The 24963-nt window shown below is 60.1% G+C and carries 21 protein-coding genes; 9 read left to right on the forward strand and 12 right to left on the reverse strand.

Annotated elements, in window-relative coordinates; all coding sequences use genetic code 11:
• Position 1 precedes the first annotated feature (1 nt).
• The 3 genes from J4721_RS05015 to hflX all read left to right on the forward strand — a co-directional run bounded on the left by J4721_RS05015 (position 2) and on the right by hflX (position 3188).
• On the forward strand, positions 2–1549 hold the full coding sequence (locus J4721_RS05015; RefSeq protein ID WP_014879945.1) for a TrkH family potassium uptake protein: 1548 nt from the start codon (positions 2–4) through the stop codon (positions 1547–1549).
• A 128-nt stretch (positions 1550–1677) separates the two neighbouring features.
• A complete protein-coding gene (hfq, locus tag J4721_RS05020; protein WP_008204623.1) occupies positions 1678–1917 on the forward strand; it encodes an RNA chaperone Hfq in 240 nt (79 codons plus the stop codon).
• The gene (gene hflX / locus J4721_RS05025; protein ID WP_102874339.1) at positions 1917–3188 is read left to right on the forward strand and encodes a GTPase HflX; all 1272 of its coding nucleotides are present in this window, start codon (positions 1917–1919) and stop codon (positions 3186–3188) included. The genes hfq and hflX overlap by 1 nt, the downstream gene beginning before the upstream one ends.
• Positions 3189–3286: 98 nt before the next feature.
• On the opposite strand, the gene J4721_RS05030 is transcribed toward hflX, so the two are convergent.
• Entirely contained in the window at positions 3287–5776 is a 2490-nt protein-coding gene (locus J4721_RS05030) for a penicillin acylase family protein (protein ID WP_211002211.1), read from the reverse strand.
• Between the two features lie 136 nt (positions 5777–5912).
• Between J4721_RS05030 and J4721_RS05035 the strand changes: the two genes are divergently transcribed.
• Positions 5913–6785 (forward strand): NAD(P)-dependent oxidoreductase, encoded by an 873-nt coding sequence (locus J4721_RS05035; RefSeq protein WP_211002212.1) that lies wholly within the window; start codon positions 5913–5915, stop codon positions 6783–6785.
• A 102-nt stretch (positions 6786–6887) separates the two neighbouring features.
• On the opposite strand, the gene J4721_RS05040 is transcribed toward J4721_RS05035, so the two are convergent.
• A complete protein-coding gene (locus J4721_RS05040) occupies positions 6888–7463 on the reverse strand; it encodes a YSC84-related protein (protein ID WP_014874602.1) in 576 nt (191 codons plus the stop codon).
• Positions 7464–7673: 210 nt separating this feature from the next.
• Positions 7674–8672, reverse strand: coding sequence for a porphobilinogen synthase (hemB, locus tag J4721_RS05045; protein ID WP_211002296.1), 999 nt, complete (start codon positions 8670–8672; stop codon positions 7674–7676).
• 201 nt (positions 8673–8873) lie between these two features.
• Here hemB and J4721_RS05050 point away from each other — a divergent pair, with 201 nt between their 5' ends.
• Together J4721_RS05050 and mfd are read left to right on the forward strand one after the other, a co-directional pair.
• Positions 8874–9398: a component of SufBCD complex gene (locus J4721_RS05050; RefSeq protein WP_211002213.1), complete on the forward strand. Its 525-nt coding sequence runs from the start codon at positions 8874–8876 to the stop codon at positions 9396–9398.
• Between the two features lie 34 nt (positions 9399–9432).
• Entirely contained in the window at positions 9433–12900 is a 3468-nt protein-coding gene (mfd, locus tag J4721_RS05055) for a transcription-repair coupling factor (RefSeq protein ID WP_102883420.1), read from the forward strand.
• Between the two features lie 79 nt (positions 12901–12979).
• Here mfd and J4721_RS05060 read toward each other — a convergent pair whose 3' ends face one another.
• From J4721_RS05060 to J4721_RS05070, 3 genes are all read right to left on the reverse strand, one after another.
• On the reverse strand, positions 12980–14203 hold the full coding sequence (locus J4721_RS05060; RefSeq protein WP_211002214.1) for an MFS transporter: 1224 nt from the start codon (positions 14201–14203) through the stop codon (positions 12980–12982).
• A 214-nt stretch (positions 14204–14417) separates the two neighbouring features.
• A complete protein-coding gene (locus J4721_RS05065; RefSeq protein WP_211002215.1) occupies positions 14418–15089 on the reverse strand; it encodes a DsbA family oxidoreductase in 672 nt (223 codons plus the stop codon).
• Positions 15086–16693 (reverse strand): class I adenylate-forming enzyme family protein, encoded by a 1608-nt coding sequence (locus J4721_RS05070; RefSeq protein ID WP_211002216.1) that lies wholly within the window; start codon positions 16691–16693, stop codon positions 15086–15088. Before J4721_RS05070 ends, J4721_RS05065 begins: the two co-directional genes overlap by 4 nt.
• Before the next feature lie 65 nt (positions 16694–16758).
• On the opposite strand from J4721_RS05070, the gene J4721_RS05075 reads away from it, so the two are divergent.
• Positions 16759–17382, forward strand: a complete 624-nt coding sequence (locus J4721_RS05075; protein WP_014874609.1) for a helix-turn-helix domain-containing protein — start codon at positions 16759–16761, stop codon at positions 17380–17382.
• 152 nt (positions 17383–17534) lie between these two features.
• Here the strand turns inward: J4721_RS05075 and J4721_RS05080 are convergent, their stop codons facing one another.
• The 5 genes from J4721_RS05080 to J4721_RS05100 form a co-directional block, all read right to left on the reverse strand.
• Positions 17535–17765, reverse strand: coding sequence for a hypothetical protein (locus tag J4721_RS05080; RefSeq protein WP_014874610.1), 231 nt, complete (start codon positions 17763–17765; stop codon positions 17535–17537).
• A gap of 135 nt (positions 17766–17900) precedes the next feature.
• Positions 17901–18557, reverse strand: a complete 657-nt coding sequence (locus tag J4721_RS05085) for an MIP/aquaporin family protein (RefSeq protein ID WP_014874611.1) — start codon at positions 18555–18557, stop codon at positions 17901–17903.
• Positions 18554–19030 (reverse strand): arsenate reductase ArsC, encoded by a 477-nt coding sequence (locus J4721_RS05090; RefSeq protein ID WP_211002217.1) that lies wholly within the window; start codon positions 19028–19030, stop codon positions 18554–18556. Before J4721_RS05090 ends, J4721_RS05085 begins: the two co-directional genes overlap by 4 nt.
• A 20-nt stretch (positions 19031–19050) precedes the next feature.
• A complete protein-coding gene (locus J4721_RS05095) occupies positions 19051–19884 on the reverse strand; it encodes a helix-turn-helix domain-containing protein (protein WP_014879957.1) in 834 nt (277 codons plus the stop codon).
• Positions 19885–19995: 111 nt separating this feature from the next.
• Complete coding sequence (locus tag J4721_RS05100; RefSeq protein ID WP_211002218.1) at positions 19996–21822, reverse strand: extracellular solute-binding protein; 1827 nt, start codon at positions 21820–21822, stop codon at positions 19996–19998.
• Positions 21823–22215: 393 nt separating this feature from the next.
• Here J4721_RS05100 and J4721_RS05105 point away from each other — a divergent pair, with 393 nt between their 5' ends.
• Both J4721_RS05105 and J4721_RS05110 read left to right on the forward strand, forming a co-directional pair.
• Positions 22216–22989, forward strand: a complete 774-nt coding sequence (locus J4721_RS05105; protein ID WP_044040917.1) for a 3-hydroxybutyrate dehydrogenase — start codon at positions 22216–22218, stop codon at positions 22987–22989.
• Positions 22990–23122: 133 nt separating this feature from the next.
• On the forward strand, positions 23123–24151 hold the full coding sequence (locus J4721_RS05110) for a patatin-like phospholipase family protein (RefSeq protein ID WP_211002219.1): 1029 nt from the start codon (positions 23123–23125) through the stop codon (positions 24149–24151).
• A 49-nt stretch (positions 24152–24200) separates the two neighbouring features.
• Here the strand turns inward: J4721_RS05110 and J4721_RS05115 are convergent, their stop codons facing one another.
• Positions 24201–24893, reverse strand: coding sequence for a DUF502 domain-containing protein (locus tag J4721_RS05115; RefSeq protein ID WP_014874617.1), 693 nt, complete (start codon positions 24891–24893; stop codon positions 24201–24203).
• Positions 24894–24963 lie beyond the last annotated feature (70 nt).

The raw sequence follows: 24963 nt of genomic DNA on the forward strand, positions 1-24963 counted from the left end.
GATGTCGCGGCACCGCAAACCGTCGCAGGAACGGACACGGGGTCTCTTCCGCCTGCCACTGTTCCTGCTGATCCTGCTGGTGGCGGCGCTGGCGATGTGGGTGCCGGCCATCCATGCGCTGATCCTGGATGATCATCAGACCTCGCGCAGCTTTTTTTACTCCGGCGTTGTGGGGCTGATGGTGGTTGTGCTTGTCGGGCTATCGATGGGCAATCGCGTGCCGCGCTACAGTATGCCGGGGCAGTTGACCTCGCTGCTGGCCAGTTTTGCAGTGCTGCCTGCGTTTCTGGCGGTTCCGGTGCAGGACGCGTTGGGGAATACCAGCTACCTCAATGCTTATTTCGATATGGTCAGCGCCATTACCACGACGGGTGCGGATGTATTTTCCGACCCGAACCGGCTGCCGCCCAGCGTACATCTGTGGCGCGCCATGGTCGGCTGGTTGGGGGGGCTGCTGATGTGGGTTGCGGCCTCGGCCATTCTCGCACCGCTGTCGCTGGGCGGGTTTGAGGTCACCGCACGGGGCGAGCCGGGGCGGGGCACCGAAACACCCCTGCATATGCAGCGCGCGGATCCGCGCCGCAAGCTGGTGGTGGTGACCAAAACCCTCGCGCCGCTTTATGCCGGGCTGACGCTGGTGCTGTGGATTTTGCTGATCATCACCGGTGAGACGGCCTTGGTGGCGCTCGGCCATGCGATGTCGGTTCTGGCCACCTCTGGTATTTCCGCGGTTGGCGGGGTGGAGAATGGCGCCAGTGGCATTGCCGGCGAAATGGTGATGTTCCTGTTCATGTTCTTTGCCCTGTCGCGGCTCACGTTCTCGACCGATACGGTGACCAGTGGTCATAGTCGGCTGGACCGGGATCCTGAGTTCCGCATCGGCCTTCTGATCGTCTTTGGCGTGCCGTTGCTGCTGTTTCTGCGTCACTGGATTGCCAGTTTTGATGTCGCGACCACCAGCGATCTGATGCAGGGTCTGCACTCCTGGTGGGGGGCAACGTTTACTGTTTTGTCGTTCCTGTCGACCACCGGGTTTGAAAGCGCCGACTGGGAAACCGCGCGGCAATGGTCCGGGTTGAATACACCCGGCATGATCCTTCTGGGGCTGGCAGTGATTGGTGGCGGTGTGGCAACCACCGCTGGTGGTGTGAAATTGCTGCGGGTCTATGCGCTCTATCTCAATGGTTTGCGGGAGATGGAACGGCTGGTACATCCGTCCTCCGTGAGCAATGAGGGCAAGGGCAACCGGAGGCTGCAAAGCAATGGTGCTTTTGTGGCCTGGGTGTTCTTCATGCTGTTTGCTTTGTCTTTGGCGGTGATCAGCATCAGCCTCGCCGCTGTGGGGTCGGATTTTGAGCAGGCTTTGATTCTGACCATTGCGACACTCTCGACCACAGGACCGCTGACGGAAATAGCCGGGTCCGAACCCATCGCGCTTATTCATCTGACGGCCACAGCAAAGCTGATCCTGTGCTTTGCCATGGTACTGGGGCGGCTGGAAACTCTGGCGATCATTGCGCTGATGACACCAAACCTCTGGCGCAGTTGATCAATCATGGTTACCGTGAACGTCATATGAGTAATTTTCGGGTGGAAACTCCGACTATCTGCGTTCATAGTATTCATTAACAGGGCGCTGGTCCGCAGCGCGACAAGAACAAAGGCGAGATAATAATAATGGCTTCGGACAGACAGAATCTTCAGGATGCCTTCCTGAACCACGTTCGTAAAACCAAGGTTCCGGTCACCATCTTTCTGATCAACGGCGTAAAGTTGCAGGGTGTGATCACATGGTTTGACAATTTCTGTGTCCTGCTGCGTCGGGACGGGCAGTCGCAACTGGTTTACAAACACGCCATCTCGACGATCATGCCTGCCCAGCCGATCAGCCTGTATGAAGGTGAAGACGCCTCTTGATGGAGCATGATAGGACGCCCACCCGTGCCTGGGTGGTGCATCCCGATATCAAATCAGACCGCGACCGCCGCGACCCGGTGTCCGCCCTTGCTGAGGGCGTGTCCCTGGCGGAGGCGTTGCCCGACATTGAGGTGATCGGATCGGCTGTTGTGCGCCTTCCAAAGGCGCATGCGGGCATGCTGTTTGGATCGGGTAAAATCGACGAGTTGAAAGCGCAGTTCCACGATGAAGAGGTGGAACTGGTGTTGATTGACGGCCCGGTCTCGCCGGTGCAGCAACGCAATCTGGAGAAGGCCTGGAAGGTCAAGATTCTTGACCGGACCGGGCTGATCCTTGAGATCTTTTCGGATCGCGCGCGCACCCGTGAAGGTGTGTTGCAGGTGGAAATGGCGGCACTGAGCTATCAGCGGACGCGGTTGGTGCGGGCCTGGACCCACCTGGAACGTCAACGGGGCGGGCTTGGCTTTGTCGGTGGTCCCGGCGAAACCCAGATCGAGGCGGACCGCCGCGCCATTGACGAGCAACTCGTTCGTCTGCGCCGTCAGCTGGACAAAGTGGTGAAGACCCGGACGTTGCATCGCGCGGCGCGGGCCAAGATTCCCTATCCGATCGTAGCGCTGGTCGGCTATACTAACGCCGGTAAATCGACACTTTTCAACCGGTTAACCGGGGCTGAGGTGATGGCGAAGGATATGCTCTTTGCCACTTTGGACCCGACAATGCGCCGGGTGCAGCTGCCGGATGGGCCGGAAATCATCCTGTCGGATACCGTTGGATTTATCTCGGATCTGCCGACGGAACTGGTTGCCGCCTTCCGCGCCACGCTGGAAGAGGTGCTGGCCGCAGATGTGGTCGTGCATGTGCGCGACATCAGCCATGACGAGACCCAGAACCAGGCCGCAGATGTCGAGAGCATTTTGGCCTCCCTCGGGGTTGATGACAGCCGCGCGCGGCTGGAGGTCTGGAACAAGCTGGATCTTCTGGACGACGAACAGGCCGAGGCCCGCCGTCAGCGCGCGGAACGTGAGGACGGCATTCACGCCATCTCTGCGATCAGTGGTGAAGGGCTGGAGGATCTGCTGGCGGATATCACGTCGCAGTTGCGTCTTATCCGTCATGAGGATGAGATCACCCTGACATTTGCGCAAGGCAAGCAACGTGCTTGGCTGTTTGAACAGGATGTTGTGCAAAGCGAAACGCAGACAGAGACTGGGTTTGAGCTGACGGTTCTGTGGACCGAGACCCAGAAGAACCGTTTCGCCGCCCTTTGATCTGAGTTTCTGACGAGTTATCAAAAACCCCCGCGTCCAATCTGGGAGCGGGGGTTTTTGTTTTACTGCAGTCGATTAACGGGTGGTGTCTGCTGCGGTCACTCGGTGGCAGTGGCCGGGACCAGACGGGTGACACCTACGGAGGCCGCGCGGGCCAGATCCTCATCCAGTGACATCGGGATGTATTCGCCGCGCCGCCAGAGTTGGGACATGTCGTCATAATAGCGTGACAGAAAATGCCCGGATTGACCGGTGGCAGTAATGAAGACCGAACTATCGGGATCGGCAAAATCATAGACCCCGCGATAGCCTGCGGCATGCACATTGCGGAACGGGTGCTCTCCCGCACCGGAGGTGCGCCCCCGTTGCAACGTATTGTCGCCACCGCTGGTGGATTGGCGGATGTTCACAAAGACCCGTAGCAGCGGCACATCTCCCAGTACCTCATGGTTTTGGGTTGCCTGATGCGCATCGCCCCACCGCAGCGATTCCAATGCGTTACCATAGGTTTCTTCGATCCAGATTAGCGCATCGTCCAGCGCCAGACGAGCCAGCTCGCTGCAGGTTTCGGTGGGCGCGCTTTGGCGGATGTCGCACCAGACCGATGCCCCCTCCACATTGCGGAACACCCGTTCAAGGAACAGCGGGTCCACTTGCGTGAATTCAGCGGCCAGTGGGCCAAGGTCGTCGGTGATCAGACGTTTTTGCAAAGCGCGCACCCAGGCGGCATAGATCAGCGGTTCCGGCAGATGTTCGTTCATCTCGCCGTTCCATTCCGACAGCAGAGACAGGGCGATCTGGCGCTGGCGCTCGCGGGTGCCCTCGGGCGCGGCCTCTCCCGTGAACCACAGATCCGCGCCAATCAGCGGCAACATGGTGCGGGCGGTATAGGACACGGTGTCAAGCTGTGCCTCGATAAAGCTGTCACGTGTGTGGACCTGACGATCTTGCATCAGCTTCTTCCAGCGATTGATACGCTGGGTATCACCCCAGGTGTAAGAGACGTGGTTGGGGAACGGGCGCTGAAGCAGCTTGTTGTTGGTATTGCCGAGGATGCCACCAATGGGGGAGACGAACTCAGGGTTTGCCGCATAAGGCGCGCGGCCCTGCCATTGGTTTTCGCGGCGCCAGCCCTGGCTGGGCATCCGGCCCTGGCTTTGATGGCGGGCGTCACGCTGCGGGATGGCCCCAACGGTTTTCAGCGCAACGGTGGTCCTGTCGGCAAGGGTCAGGTTCTGCGACGGGGCGATATAGCCTTCGCTGATCTCAATCGCCTGCGCGACGGAGTTCGCGCGCATCAGCTCAAGTGCGGCGCTTATCGAGGTATCCTCACCGCTGAGGCCCGTCCAGCCAAGGCTGACAACATGGCCGGGCGGGGTGATTGCGGCGAGATTAAACAGCGATCGTGGCAGAACCGGGCCATTGTCGGTCCAGCGCAGGGTCAGGGTAACCGGGGTTTCATCTTTGATATTGATGATAGAGGGGCGGCTGGTGAAGCGCTTGAAGCCATCGGCGGTCTTGTATTCCTCGGCATTGTCGGGGTTCAACTGTTCAATGAACAGATCCTGATCATCCATATAAGAGGAGGTCACGCCCCAGCCCAGCAGGTCCGAGCGGCCTGAGATGACTGCGGGGATACCGGGAATCGTGGCGCCGATGACACCGCCGGTGCCCAGTTCCAGCCGCGCCAGATACCACACGCCGGGGGCGGTCAGCTCCAGATGGGGATCATTGGCCAGCAGCGTGCCACCCGCCGCAGACCGGCTGGGGGCGGCGGCCCAGGCATTGGACGCACCGGCCAGCCCGCGTGGCGCAATCGGCATGAAGGGCAGGGTCTGGCTGATGTCTGTGCTGGCACTGGCATGTCGTTGGAGGTCCGGAAACAGCGCCGCATATTCGGGCAGCGCGGCAACACCGTTGCCCGGCGCATCCGGCAGAATGTCCTTCAACCGTTCGGGATCGGGCAACGCCAGAGAGGTGCGGGCGCGCAGGATTTCTTCCTGCATATGTCCGGAAAGTTTCAGCCCCATCAACTTCATAACCGCAATGCTGTCGGCGGGCTGCCATGGCGCCATTGGGACGTTAAAGAGGAACATCTCCGGCGCACCGCGCCCCAATGCATCCTCGTTGATTTCCTGTAGGCGGGCATTAACACCGGCGGAATAGGCACGCAGCGCGGTCATTGTTTCGGGGGTCTGGGCGGCGACCGATTGTTGTGCCAGACGGTAGATATCGAGGCGGCGGATCAGCGTATCCACCTGCACCGTGCGGCTGCCGAAGATTTCCGACAGGCGGCCCATGGCGGTGCGGCGCAGGGTGGTCATCTGCCACAGGCGATCCTGCGCATGGGCATAGCCGAGACCGAAATAGACATCCTCGTCGCTGGCGCCATAGCTGCCGAAGATATGCGGCACATTGGCATTGTCACGCACGATCTCCACTGGCGCCAAGAGGCCGGGCAAGGTGATCTCCTTGTTGTAATCCGGCAGCGATTGCGCCGCGAGGAAATAGACCAAGCCCAGTCCCATCACTAGAAGCAGAATCAAAGCGGCGGCAAGGCGCAGGAGCCAGCGAAAGAGAAGTCCCATCGGTGGTGCGTTTCCTCAGGTTTTTGACGTTATTGGCCCGGTTACGGCGCAGTTTCTCGCCCTCGCAGATTGCACCGGGCGGCGCGGCTGCTAGGGTGGCGCCAACATAGGACAAGACGCATCAGGGGGAAAGCAGATGGCGAAGGTTGCATTCTTGGGTTTGGGAGTGATGGGCTATCCGATGGCGGGCCATCTGGCGGCCGCCGGTCACGAGGTGACAGTCTACAACCGCACCGCAGCGAAGGCGGAAGCCTGGGCAAAAGAGCATGGCAGCACGGCGGCTGCGATACCGCGCGAGGCGGCAGCGGGTGCGGAGTTCGTGATGGCCTGCGTCGGCAATGACGATGATTTGCGCAGCGTGTGCCTCGGCGATACCGGTGCATTTGGTGGTATGGGCGCGGGCGCGATTTTTGTAGATCATACAACGGTTTCGGCAAAAGTGACCCGCGAGCTAAATGCGGCGGCTGCGGATCTGGGGCTGTCCTTTATTGATGCGCCGATTTCGGGCGGTCAGGCCGGGGCAGAGAACGGTGTGCTCTCAGTTATGTGTGGTGGCGATCAGGCGGCCTATGACAAAGCCGAGCCTGTTATTGGGTCTTACGCCCGGATATGTCGCCGGATCGGCGACAGTGGCGCCGGTCAGATGACCAAGATGTGCAACCAAATCGCGATTGCGGGACTGGTGCAAGGGTTGAGCGAAGCGCTGCATTTTGCTGAAAAGGCTGGGCTGGATGGTCGCGCAGTTGTCGAGGTGATCAGCCAAGGGGCCGCAGGCAGCTGGCAGATGGCCAACCGGCATGAGACCATGCTGGATGACCATTTTGATCACGGCTTCGCGGTTGACTGGATGCGCAAGGATCTGGGTATCTGCCTTGATGCGGCGGAGGAGACCGGGGCCAGCCTGCCGGTGACCGCCCTGGTCGATCAGTTCTACAAAGACGTGCAGAAACTGGGCGGCGGGCGCTGGGATACCTCGAGCCTGTTCAAAAGACTGAAGGCGTTTGAATGAGCGATATGAAAATGGCCTTTCCTGAAGGAAAGGCCATGCCTCCGGCGGGGATATTTTCAGCCAGAAGATAAGTCGGATATTACGGCACGCAGCCAGGCCGGATCAGGGGATGATCCGGGTGTACTTGGTGCCTTCCAGCGTGGCCCCCAAGCGCAGGCCTGCCTGACCGAAGACTGCGGCGAGAACCGGGCTGTTCAGCGTATTGGTGTCGGCGGCCAGCGAGTCGCCCTCGTCGCGGATCACATACTCCAGATCGGCGCCTGCGGCCCAGCCGGAGGAACGGCGGAAGTTCGAGAGCGCATCCTGCGTCATGAAGAACAGCACATGGGCATATTGCTGGGCGCCGATCTGCAGGCCCGCATTGCCCTTCACCGTGGAATAGTAGTCAACCGTCACACCATCAATGCGCAGGGCGCCACGACCAAAGGCACCGCCAACAAAGAAGCCGGCTTCTGTCACCAGCGGCATGACCAGCATGCCGGTTGATTTCTCTGCGAGAGTGACGGCGCCGGGGTACTGGCTGTACATCTGGCTAAGGGTTGCATCGACGCGGGCGTCGATGGTGGAGGCGTTGCTGTTTCCGATACCATTGCCACATGCGGCGGTGACACCAGCGCCAGCCAAGGCGCCAAGCGCAAAGCCACGCCGGGTCAAACGGGAAGAATAAGAACTGCTCATCTTGAGTTGCCTGTTATCTGGGGCCGGGGCCGCGCGGGGCTGTCGTCTCGGCCTGTCACTGTTCAATTGCGGCCAGTTTTCTGGCTCTGCGGCAAGGTATACGCGGAAAGCTGCCGCCTGTCATCACTGAGACAGGCGCAATCAGCGGCTTCCTGCCGGCAGTTTCGCGTGATCTGTCGCGCCACGGGTTCGGTGGTGCGCCCATGTTACCTAGCCATTCAGCAGTCGTGCGGCTGCTGGTGCATAATAGGTCAACACCCCATCACAGCCTGCGCGTTTGAAGGCTATCAGGCTCTCCATCATGATACGCTCGCCATCGATCCAGCCATTCTGGGCCGCGGCCTCGATCATCGCATACTCGCCGGAGACCTGATAGGCGAAGGTCGGCGCGCCGAAAGTGGATTTCACCCGCTGGCAGATGTCGAGATAGGCAAGACCGGGTTTGATCATCACCATATCGGCGCCTTCGCTCAGATCGCGTTCGATCATGCGCAGGGCCTCATCGGTGTTGCCGGGGTCCATTTGATAGGTTTTCTTGTCGCCCTTCAGCGCGCCGGAGGCGCCAACCGCGTCGCGGAACGGACCATAGTAAGCGGAGGCATATTTGGCGGCATAGGACAGGATCGTGACATTGCGGTGGCCTGCGGCCTCCAGCGCGCGTCGCATGGCTCCGATCCGGCCATCCATCATATCGGAGGGACCGATGATATCCGCACCTGCATCGGCTTGGGCCACGGTCATTTTGACCAGCGCCTCGACCGTCTCGTCATTGACGATCTCGCCGTCCACCACATAGCCGTCGTGACCGTTGATGTTATAGGGATCCAGCGCCACATCGGTCATCACCGCTATATCAGGTGCGGCGGATTTGATGGCGCGGATGGCGCGGTTGATCAGATTGTCTGGGCTCCAGGCCTCGGCGCAATCCTCGGTTTTGAGTGCGGGATCGGTATAGGGAAACAGACAGATCGCCGGGATGCCAAGCGCCTGAGCCTCAATCGCGGCTTCCACCACTTTGTCGATACTGCGCCGGGTGACGCCGGGCATGGCGGGGATTGGCTCCTCAATCGCTTCGCCATCCCGCACAAACACTGGCCAGATCAGATCGTCGCTGGTCAACGTGGTCTCGCGCACCAGATTGCGCAGGGCAGGGGCGCTGCGCAAACGGCGGGGGCGGGCAGCTGGAAAAGGGGCGACGGTCGGCTTCATCGGGTCCTCGCAGATCAGGGATGCGATCCGGGAACCGGTCGCGGTTTCCTCTTTCCGTGACATGGAATGGCGGCGGCGACAAGTGACAGATTCGCCGCGCCATGCCCCCCCATCCTCTGGCCGGACGGGGCCACCCCTTGTGCCGGCGCGCGCCGCGGGGGATATAGGGGCGCAAAGACTGGACGAGAGAAGGGCCGCGCAGTGGATCTGTTTCATACCTTGACCGAGCTGATTGATCTGCGGTCCTTTTCCAACCTGTGGTACTGGATCGCGCTGGCCGTGGTTTGGTCTTCCGCCAGCCATTGGGTGATGGGGGTGCCGTTTGACATGGTCTACCGCGCCCGCAAGCAAGGCGGGCAGGCCGCACTGGATCTGGAGGCCATCACCCGCGTCAATGTGAACCGGATGATGTATATCACCGAGGTGTCAGGCCATTGGGTTCTGGGGATGACCTGCTTTGTGCTGGCGATGCTGGGGATGCTGGGGTTTTACTACGGAGTAGAATTTGCTCAGGCGGTATTTCTTCTGGCCTTTCCCATGGCGATCGTTGGTCTAATTAACTGGAGCTCGGCGCGCCGCATCAATCGCGAGGGACTGGCGGGGGAAACCCTGGCCCGGCAATTGATCATTACCCGGTTGTTCATCCAGCTGGTCGGCATGGTCGCGATCTTTGTGACCGCGCTCTGGGGCATGTATCAGAACCTGCAGATCGGGTTCCTCGGCTAATTGCCTGCGGGCAGATGACGAAAGAGAGACAGAGATGGCGCAACGGGCAATCACCGCAGGCGGCGCACCAGAGGGCTTTGATGCGCGGCTGATCCTGAAGGAAGCCGCCAGCAGCGATGCGCCTGTGGTGCATGTCGCGCGGGATGACAAGCGGATGGAGGCGACGCGGGCGGCACTTGCTTTCTTTGCGCCGGATATGCCTGTGATCAGTTTTCCGGGCTGGGATTGCCTGCCCTATGACCGGGTGTCACCAAATGCCGATATCGCCGCCGCGCGGATGGCGACACTGGCAGCGCTGGTGCATCAGATGCCGGGCCAGTTTGTGCTGCTGACAACGCTGAATGCGGCCACGCAGCGTGTCCCGGCACGTCAGGTTCTGAAAGATGCCGCCTTTGTTGCGGAGGTGGACCGGCGCATCGACGAGGAGGCCTTGCGCGGGTATCTCACGCGGATGGGATTCACCAAGAGCCCGACGGTGATGGAGCCCGGGGATTTTGCGGTGCGGGGCGGGATTATCGACATCTATCCGCCGGGACAGAGCGGCCCGGTCCGGCTGGATCTTTTTGGCGATGTGTTGGATGGGGCGCGGCGGTTTGATCCGGCGACGCAGCGGACCACCGAGAAGCTGAGCGTGGTTGAACTGGCGCCCGTTTCCGAGGTGATCCTGGATGAGGCCGCCGTGACCCGGTTTCGGCAGAACTACCGGATTGAGTTTGGCGCGGCCGGGACCGATGATCCGCTTTACGAGGCGGTGTCTGCAGGGCGTAAATATCAGGGGATCGAACACTGGTTGCCGTTTTTCCATGAGCGGCTGGAGACCCTGTTTGACTACCTGCCGCAGGCCACGGTGACGCTGGACGATCAGGTAACACCTGCTCGGTTGGCGCGCTGGGACAGCATCGTGGACCAGTATGAGACCCGGAAGATCGCTATGGCGCAGAAGGGGCGGATGGACACGGTTTACAAACCGGTGCCGCCGGGGCTGCTGTATCTGGATGATGATGCCTGGGAGGCCGCGATTGGCGATCACCGGGTTATCCAGTTCCATCCGCTACCGCAGGCCAGCGGACCGGGCGTGATAGATGCGGGCGGTAGAATCGGCCGCAATTTCTCTCCCGAGCGACAGTTGGAAAGTGTAAGCCTTTTCAAATCACTGGCTGATCACATTAAAGCGCGGATGCAGGTAGGGCCGGTTGTGGTCGCCTCCTATTCTGAGGGCGCGCGGGAGCGTTTGACCGGTCTGATTGAGGACGAGGGACTGGCGGAGGTCATCGCGATCAACGATGGCACGCGGATTGGAAAATCTGGTCTGCATCTGGCGGTCTGGGCGCTGGAACACGGGTTCGAGACCGATGATCTGACGGTGATTTCCGAACAGGATGTCCTGGGGGATCGGTTGATCCGCGCGCCCAAGAAGCGGCGTAAGGCCGAGAATTTCCTGACCGAGACACAATCCCTCAGCCCTGGCGATCTGGTGGTGCATGTGGACCACGGGATTGGCCGCTACAAGGGTCTGGAAGTGGTTACAGCCGCAGGTGCGGCGCATGAATGTATCCTGCTGGAATATGCAGAACACTCAAAGCTGTACCTGCCGGTTGAGAACATCGAACTGCTGTCCAAATACGGCCATGACGAGGGCCTTCTGGATCGATTGGGCGGCGGTGCCTGGCAGGCCAAAAAGGCCAAGCTGAAGGAGCGTATCCGGGAGATGGCGGATCGCTTGATCCGGGTGGCCGCCGAGCGGGCGTTGCGCAAGGCGCCGATGATGGACCCGCCGCCGCATGCCTGGGAAGAATTCTCAGCCCGCTTCCCCTATCAGGAAACCGACGACCAGTTGCGCGCGATCAGCGAGGTGATGGAGGATCTGCAGTCCGGGTCGCCCATGGACCGGCTGATTTGCGGCGACGTCGGCTTTGGCAAGACAGAGGTTGCGATGCGCGCGGCCTTTATCGCCGCCATGTCAGGTGTGCAGGTGGCGATTGTTGCACCCACGACGTTGCTGGCGCGGCAGCATGCGGCGGCCTTTACTCAGCGGTTTCGCGGGTTTCCTTTGGAAGTCAGGCAGTTGTCGCGCTTTGTTACAGCAAAAGAAGCTGCCAAAACCCGCGAAGGTATGGCCAAAGGGACGATTGATATTGTCGTCGGGACCCATGCCTTGCTGGCAAAATCCGTGCGCTTTCAGAACCTCGGCCTGCTGATCATCGACGAGGAACAGCATTTCGGGGTCGCGCACAAGGAACGGCTCAAGCAGATGCGCAGCGATATTCACGTTCTGACGCTGACCGCAACGCCAATCCCGCGAACCCTGCAACTGAGCCTGACTGGCGTGCGCGATCTGTCCATCATCGGCACGCCGCCGGTGGATCGTCTGGCCATTCGCACCTATGTGAGCGAGTTTGATGCGGTCACCATCCGTGAGGCCCTGCTGCGGGAGCATTATCGCGGCGGGCAGAGTTTCTATGTGGTGCCACGCATCACCGATCTCCCCGATGTTGAAGCCTTCTTGCAGGAGCAGCTGCCGGAGCTGTCTTATGTCGTGGCCCATGGTCAATTGGCGGCCGGCGATCTGGATGATCGCATGAATGCCTTTTACGATGGCAAATTCGACGTTCTGCTGGCCACAACCATCGTGGAGTCCGGGCTGGATATTCCCACGGCGAACACAATGGTGGTCCATCGCGCGGATATGTTCGGTCTGGCGCAGCTCTATCAGATCCGGGGGCGTGTGGGTCGGTCCAAGACACGTGCCTATGCCTATCTCACCACCAAACCCCGTGTGCGGCTGACGCCCGGGGCGGAAAAACGCCTGCGCGTGCTGGGCTCGCTGGATACGCTGGGGGCTGGTTTCTCGCTGGCATCACAGGATCTGGATATTCGCGGGGCGGGCAATCTTCTGGGCGAAGAACAGTCAGGGCAGATGCGTGACGTGGGCTATGAGCTTTATCAGTCCATGCTGGAGGAGGCGATTGCCAAGATCAAATCCGGCGAGCTGGAAGGTCTGTCCGGCAGCGATGACCAATGGGCGCCGCAGATCAACCTCAGCGTACCAGTATTGATCCCGGAAAACTACGTGCCGGATCTGGATGTGCGTCTCGGCCTCTATCGACGGCTCTCGGATCTGAGCACCAAGGTGGAGCTGGAAGGCTTTGCCGCAGAGCTGATCGACCGTTTCGGGGCACTGCCAAAAGAGGTCAACACGCTGATGCTGGTTGTGCGGATCAAGGCGATGTGCAAACGCGCCGGGATTGCCAAGTTGGACGGCGGGCCGAAGGGGGCAACGATCCAGTTCCACAATGATAAATTCGCCTCGCCTCAGGGCCTGGTGGAGTTCATTCAGGCGCAAGACGGTCTTGCCAAGGTGAAGGACAACAAGATTGTCGTGCGCCGGGACTGGAAGAAGGACAGCGACAAGATCAAAGGTGCCTTTGCCATCGCGCGTGATCTGGCTGAGAAGGTTGTCGCCGAAAAGAAGAAGGCTAAGGCAAAGGCAAAATCCGGCTGAATGACCCAAAGGTCGGATATGAAAAAGCCCCTCCAGCTGTCTGGAGGGGCTTTGTTTGTATCGTGTTATGATGTGGCGTCTATTCCGCCGCCACCCGGTTTTCCACCCGTGCCATATGCAACATGATGGCGTAGCCTGCGATCACCATCAGCAGGATCGCACCAGTGAGTGGCGCAATGGAGCCATCAAACAGCAGCCCCACCGTCGCAGCGGCAGCGGCGGCAAACACGGTGGACACACCGCCCACGATGGATGCGGCCATGCCTGCGATATGGCCCATCGGCTCCATCGCCATGGCGTTGAGGTTGCCAAGTGTGAGGCCGGCCATGAAAAACACACTGGTCTGCCAGGCTACAAACAGCGCAAACATAAGATCACCGGACAGCGGCAGCACCTCCAGGCCCAGCATCAGCACGGAGAAGATGATCTGCCCGGCCAGCGCCCAGGTCACCATGCGTCGCATACCCAAACGGACCACAAGGGAGGCGTTGATCAGGCTGCCGGTGCCGGACATTATGGCGATGAAACCGAACCAGAACGGAAAGCTGGCGGCGCGATCAAACACAACATCATAAATCGGCTGCACCAGCGTGATCATGCAAAACAGCATCGCCAGACACAGGCATTGCACCATCATCGACAGCCGTACGGTGGGATGCCGAAACATCTCAACCACAGCAGCAAGAAGGCTGGGCAGGCGGAACGGGCGGCGGTTCTCGACCGGCAGGGGTTCAGGCAAGCGCAGCCCCATCCAGAGAACGATAACGACGGCAAACAGCGCAAACGCCAGAAAGATCGCCCGCCAGCTGGTCAGCAGGATAATGCCTGCACCCATCATCGGGGCAACGGCTGGCACGAGGGTGAAGATCAGCATGGCGATGGACATCATCCGGGCCATTTCACGACCAGAATAGAGGTCGCGCACAATTGCCAGCGCTACGACGCGCGGACCGGCGGCACCAAGCCCCATCACCACACGGCTCAACAGCAGCATTTCGATGGAAGAACTGGCATAGGCCAGCAAAGCGGCTGCAATATAAAGGCCAGCGGCGGCAAAAATAACGCTCCGGCGGCCAAAGGCATCGGAGAGAGGCCCAGTAAAGAAGGTTCCGATCCCCATGCCAAGCGCAAAGGTCGCAATGACCAGCTGCGCGCGGTTGGGGTTATCGGCGCTGAGCGTCTGACCGATTTCGGGCAGCGCAGGCAGCATGGCGTCGATAGAAAATGCAACAGTTGCGAACATCATCGCAATCAGGGCAATGAACTCAGCTTTGGACATGCTGATCTGTATATCTTTTGTCATTTGAAACCTCGGGCGACACATCAGGAGCCCCGGTAATCGGGCACTGTCTGGGCGGCGCTCTGTCCGCGCTAACATATCTCTCGGGATTGGGCCAGCAGCCAAGACGCACAGCTTCCTGTGCATCTTTGTATCTGATCGCGCGGCAAGGGGCTGGACTGCTCTGTCCCGCAGGCCCAGACCCTTGATATCAATTCAGGCGTATCAAAGCGCGCTGTTAGGCTTTGTCGGTTTGAGCCGCATCACCTTCTTGCAGCTGTTTCTGAATGTCGGCGATCACCTGTTTCCACAGTTCGGGTTGCTGCGCGCCCGGCACGGCGTGTTGGTTCGCGACAACAAATGTCGGCACCGATGTGACCCCCATCTCTCGCGAATGGGCGTCGCGGTTGCGGATTTCCTCGGCGTCGGTGTCCCCGGATAAGAGCCGCAGGGTGACTGCGCGGTCCATTCCCGCGACCTCGGCAATATCGGCGAGGATCTCAGCGTCGCCAATATCCTTGGCCTTTACGAAATAGGCATCAAAGAGTGCATCGACCACGGCGCTCTGCTTTCCCTCGATCCCGGCCCAGTGGATCAGGCGGTGGGCGTCCAGTGTGTTCGGCGTGCGTTCCATCGCCTCGAAATTGATCTCAAGCCCGGCGGCACTGGCGTGTTCCACAACCGGGGCATAGGTTTTCACCGCGCCCTCCTTGCCGCCGAATTTCGCCTCAAGATAGCTGCGCCGATCCATGCCTTCACGTGGCATGTCGGGGTTGAGCTGGAACGGGTGCCATTCAATGACAAACGGATGATCGCCAATCTCGGCCAGCGCCTTGTCCAGATGGGTCTTGCCGATATAGCACCAGGGGCAGATCGGATCTGACAGAATATCAAGCTTCACAAGGCTCATGACGGGGTCCTTTGGTATCGGATGTAGCAATCGGGCAGGGCGCGGCGCAGCAGTTTGCCATTGGCTCCGCTGGGCAGCGCGTCGAGACGCAGATAAGCGCGCGGCTGTTTGTAGCGCGCCAGCCGGTCCTTGGCAAAAGCCGAAAGCGCCTCAGCGGTCACGTCTTTGGCACTGGTATAGAACGCAACGATGATACGGGTGTCGGGTTTCACCTCGACAGAGGCGACCGCCACCTGTTCAAGATCGGGATGGCTCGTCAACGCCGCTTCCACCTCTAGGGGAGAGACGCGATAGCCGCCTGCGTTCATCATGTCATCGTTGCGCCCAAGATAGCGGATCTGCCCGGTGTCCGTCATTTCGCCCAGATCGCCGGTCAGGAACCACTCCCCCTGATAACGGTCCTGGGTGGCGTCTGGGGCGTTGTGGTAGCCCAGCATCAACCCTGGGTCGCGGCGATCAATGGCGATGACGCCGGGGGAGTTGCGAGGAGAAGGCCGACCGGTTGGATCAAGAATGGCAATCCGGCGTCCCGGTTGCGGCCAGCCCAGCGTGTCGCCTGCTTGCTCAGGATCACGGTGGCGCGCCGGATCCGCCGAGATGAAGGTCGAACATTCCGACATGCCAAACGCCTCATAGAGCGCGGTGCCGGTGGCTGCCCGCCAATCCTGCGCGACTTGGCTGGAGAGTTTCTCACCGGCGCAGAGACCGTGGCGCAGGGCGGGCAGCTGTAGCGTCCGGTCTTTTTGCAGTAGTTTGCGATAAACGCCGGGCGCAGCGGCAAAGAGGCTGGCATCATGTTGGCGCAAGAGGTCAGGCAGCGCGGTGATCGAGGTGCCATCTTCGGGGATCAGTGCGGTTGCGCCAAGGCTCCACGGGTCCATCAGCCCGGTGCCCAAGGTGAAGGTCCAGTTGAATGCACCGGCATGAAGGAGGCGATCGGTGGGGCGCAGATCATACCAATGACGGATCATCATTTGGCGCGCCCAGATCGCCCGGTGGGCATGCACAACCGCGCGCGGATTTCCGCCGGTCCCGGAGGTATAGACGACATAGGCCGGTCGATTAGGGTCGCCGAGCTGCATGTGAAACTCGTTTTCCGGTGGTGCGGCGCGCTGCATGGCCTCAAGTGAGTCGCGGTCGATTTCGCAGGGGTGCGGTGCCGAGGCGATCCCCGGATCGCGCAGGATCGCAGCAGGCGACAGGTCATCGATGATGCGCGCCACCTCAGGCTCGGTCAGCTGTGTGGAGGTGGGAACCGGCACCAGACCAACAGCAATCGCGGCCAGATAGGCAATCGGAAAGATCGGCGTATTGCCCAGTCGCAGCAGCACCCGGTCGCCGGGAGATAGCCCTTCGGCCAGCAGTCCGGCGCCAAGTCCACGCACCGCAGCGCGCAGGGCCCCGTAGGTGTAGATCTGTGGCGACGGCTCTTGCGGCAGATCTGATGTGGCAGCGCTGGATGGAGACTGCGGCGCCAGCACGCACAGCGCCACCGCATCCGCTGCTGCGGGACGCGCCGCCGCGCGCTGGTAGAGCACGTGGTCGGCCAGATTGAACGGCGCGGGGCAGGGCGCGAAGGGCCCGCTGTCAAACACAGATTGCATGTCGATTGGCTAACTTGGCAAACCACGCGTTGCAAGATGGCGCGCCCCGCCCTATAGGAAAAAGCATGACCTCTCGTGATCCCAAATCGCTCATCACTATTGCCCGCGCATCGGGTGAGGCCGCCGAAACCGAGCCACTGGATCTGGGGGCTCGGGTGCGCGAGCTGCGCAAGGCGCGGGACTGGACGCTGGAACATGCCGCCAATCAGGCAGGCCTTGCGCGTTCGACCCTGTCGAAGATCGAAAATGGCCAGATGTCACCGACTTACGAGGCGTTGAAGAAGCTGGCGGTGGGGCTTCAGATCTCGGTCCCACAGCTGTTTACCCAGCCGCAACGGGATCAGGTCAATGGCCGTCTGACGGTGACCAAGACCGGTCAGGGCTCTGCCCATGCCACCACGACATATGAGCATGAACTGCTGGCCGATAGCCTGACGCGCAAACAGATGTTGCCTTATCGCGCTCGCGTTCGGGCCAGGTCGATGGATGAATTTGAGGGCTGGGTGCGCCACGACGGCGAGGAATTCCTATACGTGCTGACAGGAGTCGTGCGGCTTTATACTGAGTTCTACGAACCGATTGAAATGCGGCGTGGCGACAGCGCCTATTATGACGCTGCCATGGGGCATAACGTGATCTCTCTCAGCGATGAAGATGCGACCATTCTCTGGGTGACGTCCCTGTCATAGGGGCTGTCGCTCTGCGAGACAGCCCCATATGGCCCAAAATCGGCCGAGACATCACAGCCCGCTGCGGGGCTGTTTTCTATTGATCACCTCTCTGAAGTCCCCACAGTAGATCCCCCCGAGCGAGGGAATGGCCGCTGTGCGGACAGGTCGGATCAGTTCAGCTGATGTTCCAATTCCCGATGCAGGCTCTCGGTATAGAGGAAATCATCCACTTCCTCCCGGGCCTCCGTCAGCGTCAGGTGATGGGTACGGGCCAAATAGGCGACAAACTTATCCTTGTCGTCGAACAGGGATGGGGCCGAGCGGGTCTGCAGATGCGGAAACCGTTGCTTGAGACGGGGCATCCTGTCGAACCAGCTGGCGCGGGCTGTTTGAACAGGCATGGGGGGGCTCCCTCCGGGTCAAAATTGCGCGTGGGTATTGATGCTAGCATTTTTTGCAAAAAAAGAAAGTCCGCGTCATGCTGGGTGCCCCCGGTGTCGGGTTTCGCCTGAGATTTGCTCTGGGTTGGCTGGCGGTCAACTGGGTCGAAACAGGCGTGGCAGGATCAGATGCGCCAGACCAACACCGATGAACTGCATGACGATGAACATCAGAATATGGCCGGGGTAGATGCCCGCAAATGTATCACTGAACCCGCGCGCAATCGTCACCGCTGGATTGGCAAAACTGGTGGAGGCGGTAAACCAATAGGCACCCGTGATATAGAAGGCGACAAGGGCAGGAACAGCCTCTGGACGGGAGCGTAACCCGCCAAAAATCACGAACAGCAGACCAAATGTCGCAAGAATTTCCGAAAACCATTGAGCGCCCCCGGTCCGGTGCATGGTGGTGGAGGTCTGCAGGATGGTCAGATCAAACATCACATGGCTGGCCCAGACGCCGAGGATGCCGCCAATGATCTGCGCAGCCACATACGGCGGCACCGCAGCCCAGCTGTGATCGCCGCGCAGCGCAAAGGCAAGCGTGACCGCCGGGTTGAAATGTGCGCCAGAAATCGGCCCCAGCGTCGTGATGATCACATAGAGCATCGCGCCCGTTGCCACCGCATTGGCCAGCAGCGCCAACCCGATGTTTCCACCCGACAGGGTTTCGGCCATGATGCCCGACCCCACAACGCCGATCAGCAGAAAACCGGTACCGAGCGCTTCGGCGATTAGTTTTTGCGTGGTCATGGCAGCTCTCCGATCCGGATCAGGTCTTGGCGCAGGTCGTCGGTGTTGATGTGCTCCAGTGGCAGGTTTAGAAATGCCTGGGCGCGTCGCTCCAGCCGGTCATAGGCAATGCGAAAGGCGGCGTCCCAATCGGGGCTGGCAGCCGCAGCGGGATCTTCGACGCCCCAATGGGCGCGCAGCGGGGTGCCGGGCCAGATCGGGCAGGTCTCGCCCGCAGCGGAGGCACAGACGGTGATCACCAGATCCATCTGAGGTGCCCCCTCAGACGCAAACTCATCCCAGCTCTTCGACCTTGCAGCGCTGGTGTCGTGGCCTTTCTCCGCCAGAAGTGCCAGCGACTGTGGGTGGATTGATCCAGCCGGCTTGGAGCCCGCGGAATAGGCTTTGACCCGGCCTGTTCCATGGCTGTTCAAGAGGGTTTCCAGCAGGATGGAGCGTGCAGAGTTGCCCGTGCAGAGGACGAGAATATTCATATGATGAACTCGTTTGATGGTTATTCAGAGGGTGTATGACGGCCGATGTCATCCAGCCGGTGCTGCAATGATATGCGGTCAAGTGTTTCATAGGGGAGCGCGGCGAAGCTGCGGATGCGGTTGCGCAGCGCGTCATAGGTTTGCTGATATGCCAGACGTCTTTCTGCCTCTCGCCCTTTGGCTTTGACGGGATCAGGGAGACCCCAATGGGCGCTCATGGGCTGGCCGGGCCAGGCCGGGCAGTCTTCATTTGCGGCGTGATCGCAGACGGTGAAGATGAAATCCATTGGTGGGGCATCATCTCCAGAGAATTCGCTGAGATCTTTTGAGCGAAGCCCGCCGGTCTCATGTCCGTTTGCGCGCAACAGACTCAGGACCTCGGGGCGCGGCGCGGGGGATGGGCGGCTACCTGCGGAATAGGCGTGAAACCGTCCATCGCTATGCTGCTGCAGGATCGCCTCTGCCATGATGGAGCGGGCGGAGTTTCCGGTGCAGATGAACAGAACATTTAGGGGTCGGTCGCTGCCGGGCAGCAAGGGGGTCTGCGCCACGGTAGGCGGGCAAATATCCGGACGATTGTGACAGCAGTCCGATAGCAGATCGTCGAACAGATTTCGCAACCCATCCAATTGTGCCCGGTAGAGCAACGAGGTGCCTTGCCGCTCAGCACGGATCAAGCCGACGGCGCTGAGGGTCGAGAGGTAGCTGGAAACGGTGTTGGCCTTCTGCGCCAGGGCGGCGGCGATCTCACCAGCGGGAACAGCATCGGGATAGCGTCGCATCAGCAGGCGGAACAGTGCCAGCCGATTTGGGTGCGCCAATGCAGAAAGTTGCGATGTGATTTCTATTTCCATATTTCACGAAATACAGAATTAATGGTTTCGGGTCAAGAGCCAGCTCGGACCACGAAAAGGCCCGCCCCGAGATATCGGAGCGGGCCAGGGTCATCTGGATGGTTGGTGAGGTCAGTCGGCCTGATACCACCAGACCTCGGGCATGTAGGTGATCCCATCGCCGCTGACCGGTCGCCGGTCCGGGAACTTCAGCTCCTTCACATGAGCGATGCGCCCCTCGGCATATTGCCAGACCGGGATCACATAGCGGCCGGCCGTCAACAGGCGATCCAATGCGCGGGCGGCAGCGGTGAAATCCTCCTTGCTGGTTGAGACCAGCATCGCGTCTATCATGGCATCCACTGCCGGGTCCTCAATCCCGATCAGATTACGCGACCCTTGCTGTTGCGCCGCAGCACTGCCCCAATAGAGATATTGTTCATTGCCGGGACTCAGTGACATCGCCCGGCGGAAGAAGGTCATGTCATAGTCAAACGCCTGCTGGCGCTGAACAAACTGGGCGCTGTCGACAATGTCAGATGACAGAGAGATACCAAGACGTTCCAAAGCGCGGGCGTAGATTTCCACAACGGAGCGCATTTCGCCTTCGCCGAGATTGCCGGGGGTCAGCAGGACCCGCAACTCCAGCGCCTCACCCTCGGCATTGCGCATAACGCCGTCTTGAACGGTCCAACCTGCCTCCGCGAGAAGCTTTGTCGCCGCGCGCAGGTTCTTGCGATTGCGCTCAGTGCCATCGCTAACAGGCAGGCTATAGCCTTCCAGCACACCGGGGAGCAGGCTTTCCTCAAATGGGGCCAGGAGCGCGCGCACCTTGCCCTCGGCGGGGCCGGGTTGCAGGGCCAGATAGGAATTGGAAAAATAAGACGAAATTCGCGGCTGGGTTCCGCCTGTCAGCGTCTCGTTCATATATTCGAAGTTGAAGGCCCGGATCAGCGCTTCGCGCACGCGCCAGTCGTCGAAGGGCGCGCGGCGGGTGTTCATCGCGATGCCCGTCATGCCGGAGGGTTTGCCATTGGGGATGACGGTCTTGACGACGTCGCCATTGGCGATCGCCGGAAAATCATACGCCTTGTCCCATTTTGCGGCGTTGAACTCCCGGATCGCAGAAATCTCGCCCGCTTTGAAGGCTTCCAGCAATACGGTTTGGTCGCCATAAAAATCCAGCCGGATCTCATCAAAGTTATTGGTGCCGCGTCGCAAGGGTAGATCGCGCCCCCAGTAGTCGGGATTGCGGGAAAAGCGGATGAAGCGGCCGGGTTCGAATGCAGCAACGGTATAAGGTCCGGAGCCGATTGGGGCTTCATCCAGGCCGGAGGCGGCAAAATCCTTGCCGTCCCACTGTCCCTTTTTCAGGATCGGACGCAGGCCCGCGATGAGCGCCAGTTCACGGTTGTCCTCATTAAAGGTTATGCGCAGGCTGCGCTCGCCCGTTTGTTCGATGCTGTCGATCTGGTTCGAGAACCGCCGATAGCGGATATGTCCCTCCTGTCCGAGGGTTTCATAGGACCAGATGACATCTGCGACCGTGACTGGTGAACCATCGGAGAATCGGGCCTCCGGACGTAGCGTAAATTCAACCCATGCGCGATCATCCGGCACCTCAATCGATTCGGCGAGCAGCCCATAGAGCGTGAATGCCTCGTCCGCAGACCGCCCCATCAGACTCTCATATCCCCAGAAGCGCATCTGCCAGGGCGGCGTGCCTTTTGGGGCAAAAGGGTTCAGCGTATCAAAGCCACCGGTGTTGCCGAAGACCACCTTGCCACCCTTGGGCGCCTCGGCGTTTGCATAGGGTAAAGACACAAAATCCGGTGGTAGGGCCGGGTCCCCATACATAGCTATGCCATGCGCTGATTCTGCTTGTGCAAAATTAACGCTTGCGCTGAGGATGATTCCGGCCAAGGCCGGTCGAACTCTAAAGAAAAAATCTGGACGCACTTTTGCAACAATCCCGCTCTGGCCTTATTTTCATGAACACCAACGCTAATGGCGCTGTCGGGTCAATTCAAACTTTTAGCTTGGATGAGCGGGGGAAATTGCTTATAAAGGTCCCACTGCTCGATAGGTTTCTTGCCTGTATGAAACCTGCCTCAATAACTTAACGCCCGCTTCGTGCGGGCGTTTTTTTTGACCTTGCGATTCCCAATTCCTACGGTGTGTTGACCCGCAGAGCCTCAATCCGGATGTCACCTGACCGGAGTCAGCTGTCTGCGGGCAGGCTCTTTTTTGACCGGTTTCTTGCAACTTTCACGCGGTGATTGCCGTTTCCTTTGCAGGTGCAGCATGCCACAGTTGCACCAATCAGGTTTTGCACAGGAAGGGAAGAGCAAGATGACGTTGAGCGGCAAATGTGCGGTGATTACCGGGTCGAATTCCGGTATTGGTCTTGGGGTTGCGCGGGAGATGGCGCGTGCCGGGGCGGATGTGGTTCTGAACTCCTTTACCGACCGTGACGAGGACCATGCGCTGGCCGCCGAGATCGCTGCCGAGTTCGGCGTTGAGGCGCGTTATATTCAGGCAGATATGTCCGATGCAGAGGCCTGTCGCGCCCTGATCACCACATCCGGTCGCTGCGACATCCTGATCAATAATGCAGGGATCCAGCATGTGGCGCCAGTGGATGAGTTTCCGGTCGACAAGTGGAACGCAATCCTTGCTATCAACCTGTCGTCAGCCTTTCACACCGCCGCTGCGGCCCTGCCGATGATGCGCAGCGCAGGCTGGGGCCGGGTGATCAATATCGCCTCGGCGCATGGGCTGACAGCCTCTCCCTATAAATCGGCATATGTTGCGGCCAAACATGGCGTTGTCGGTCTGACCAAGACGCTGGCCCTGGAAACCGCAGAGGAGCCGATCACCGCCAATGCGATCTGCCCGGGCTATGTGCTGACCCCGCTGGTGGAGGCGCAGATCCCCGATACGATGGAAAAATATAATATGGGCCGGGAAGAAGTGATCAAGAAGGTGATGCTGGAACGCCAGCCCTCGCGCGAGTTTGCAACGGTTGAACAGCTGGGCGGCACGGCGGTGTTTCTGTGTTCCGATGCGGCGGCACAGATGACAGGCACCACCCTGAGCGTCGATGGTGGCTGGACCGCGCTGTAGTCGCGACGCGGATGTGGAGAGGGGGCCAGCCCCCTCTTGCCCACCTGGGGCAATTCACCCCCGGAGTATTTTGGGAAAGGTGAAAAGCGAAATGCGCAGGTCCGGACCTGCGTCGCCGGTCAGGAGATAAAGTGTGACAAAGCGGATAAATCTGGCCCTGCAGGGCGGCGGTGCGCATGGGGCGTTTACCTGGGGTGTTCTGGACCGGCTATTGGAGTGTGAGGATCTGGAGATCGCCGCCATCACCGGCACCTCTGCCGGGGCGTTGAACGGGGCGGCGTTGAAATCCGGTCTGGTTCGGGGGGGACGCGCAGGCGCGCGGGCCTGTCTTGATCATCTCTGGCAGCGGATGGGGGCTGTGGGCGACATGCGTTTTGCCCATTGGCTGGCTGGGCTTGATGCGGCACCGTTGCTGGGCGTATTGGATTGGATCGCGCCGTTTTCACCGCGTGAGGCAATGGGCCAGATCCTGTCGCCCTATAGCTATGGGCCGTTCTATCGCAATCCTCTCAGACCGGTGGTGGAGGGGTTCAACTTTGCCGAGGTCTGCGCCAATCAGGGTCCGCAGCTGTTCATCTGCGCCACTTCTGTACGCAGTGGCAAGGTGCGAGTGTTTTCCGGCGAGGAGGTGACGACTGACGCGATCCTGGCCTCGGCCTGTCTGCCGAACCTGTTTCAGGCCATCGAAATTGAGGACCCGAAGACCGGCCGGTTGGAGCCCTATTGGGATGGCGGCTATACCGGCAATCCAGCGTTGTTCCCGCTTTACCGGTCTGAATTGCCCTCGGATGTGGTGATCGTCAGCATTAACCCGCTGGAACGCGATGAGCTGCCGCGCACGCCGCAGCAGATTCAGAACCGGGTGAATGAGATCAGCTTCAACTCGTCGCTTCTGCGCGAGCTGCGGGCCATTTCCTTTGTTCAGCGGCTGTTGGAGGAGGGACAGCTGGCGGCAGGAGAGATGAAGCGTGTTCTGGTGCATATGATCGCTGATGACGATCTGATGCGGGACCTCTCTGTCAATACCAAGCTGATCCCGATCCCGCAGATTCTGGCAAAGCTGAAAGCCGCCGGACGGGCAGCAGCGGAGCAGTTTCTGGAGCGGGACAGCGGCGCCATCGGCATCCGCTCCACGGTGGATCTGGCGGAGATGTTTGGCTGAGCGAGGCGCTCAGCCTTACGGAGATACGGCCTGAAGGGGACAGTGATTTTCAGTCTGAAACAAGTTCGGCAGGTTTCGTCGGATCTTTGGCGTTTGGGTAAACCAGCCCGGCAGAGATCACCAGTTTAGCGGCTTCTTCTACAGTCATATCCAGCGGGATCACATCTTCCTCAGGAAAGAACAGCAGAAAGCCGGATGTCGGGTTCGGCGTGGTCGGCACAAAAATCGACAGGAGGTTTCCACCGGTCTCGGCCCGTGCTGCCACCTCTCCCTTCGCTGTGGTCGAAACAAAACCAATCGCCCAGATTCCGCGGCGCGGGTACTGGATCAGGCAGGCCGTGTCAAAGCTGCGTTCCGTCTGGGCAAACACGGTTTCCGAGATCTGTTTGATCCCGGAATAGATCGAGCGCACCACTGGCATACGGTCCACGAGGCTTTCGGCAAAGCCGATGAGCGAACGGCCGATGATGCCCTTAGCGATCCAGCCTACAACGATGGTGAACAGCAGGAAGATAATCAAGCCGACGCCACGCAGGTTGATCCCGATATATTGCTCGGGCCGCACGGTATGCGGCACAAGCGGCAACACCACACCGTCGATCCAGCCCATCACAGTCCACAATAGCCAGATGGTCAGCCCGACCGGGGCAATGACCACGATGCCGGTAAAGAAGGACGACCGCAGTCGGGCAAAAAGGCCAGGGCGGCGGGGCGTGGTTTCGTCGTCAAAGGGTGTGGTCATCTGTGCGTTTCACCGGTGAGGAACGTAAGGAAGCTAGGCAGGGATCTGCGCAACCGCAATGGGCAGCTGC

It is taken from the genome of Phaeobacter sp. HS011 (assembly GCF_018101215.1).
Taxonomy (GTDB): Bacteria; Pseudomonadota; Alphaproteobacteria; order Rhodobacterales; family Rhodobacteraceae; genus Phaeobacter; species Phaeobacter inhibens.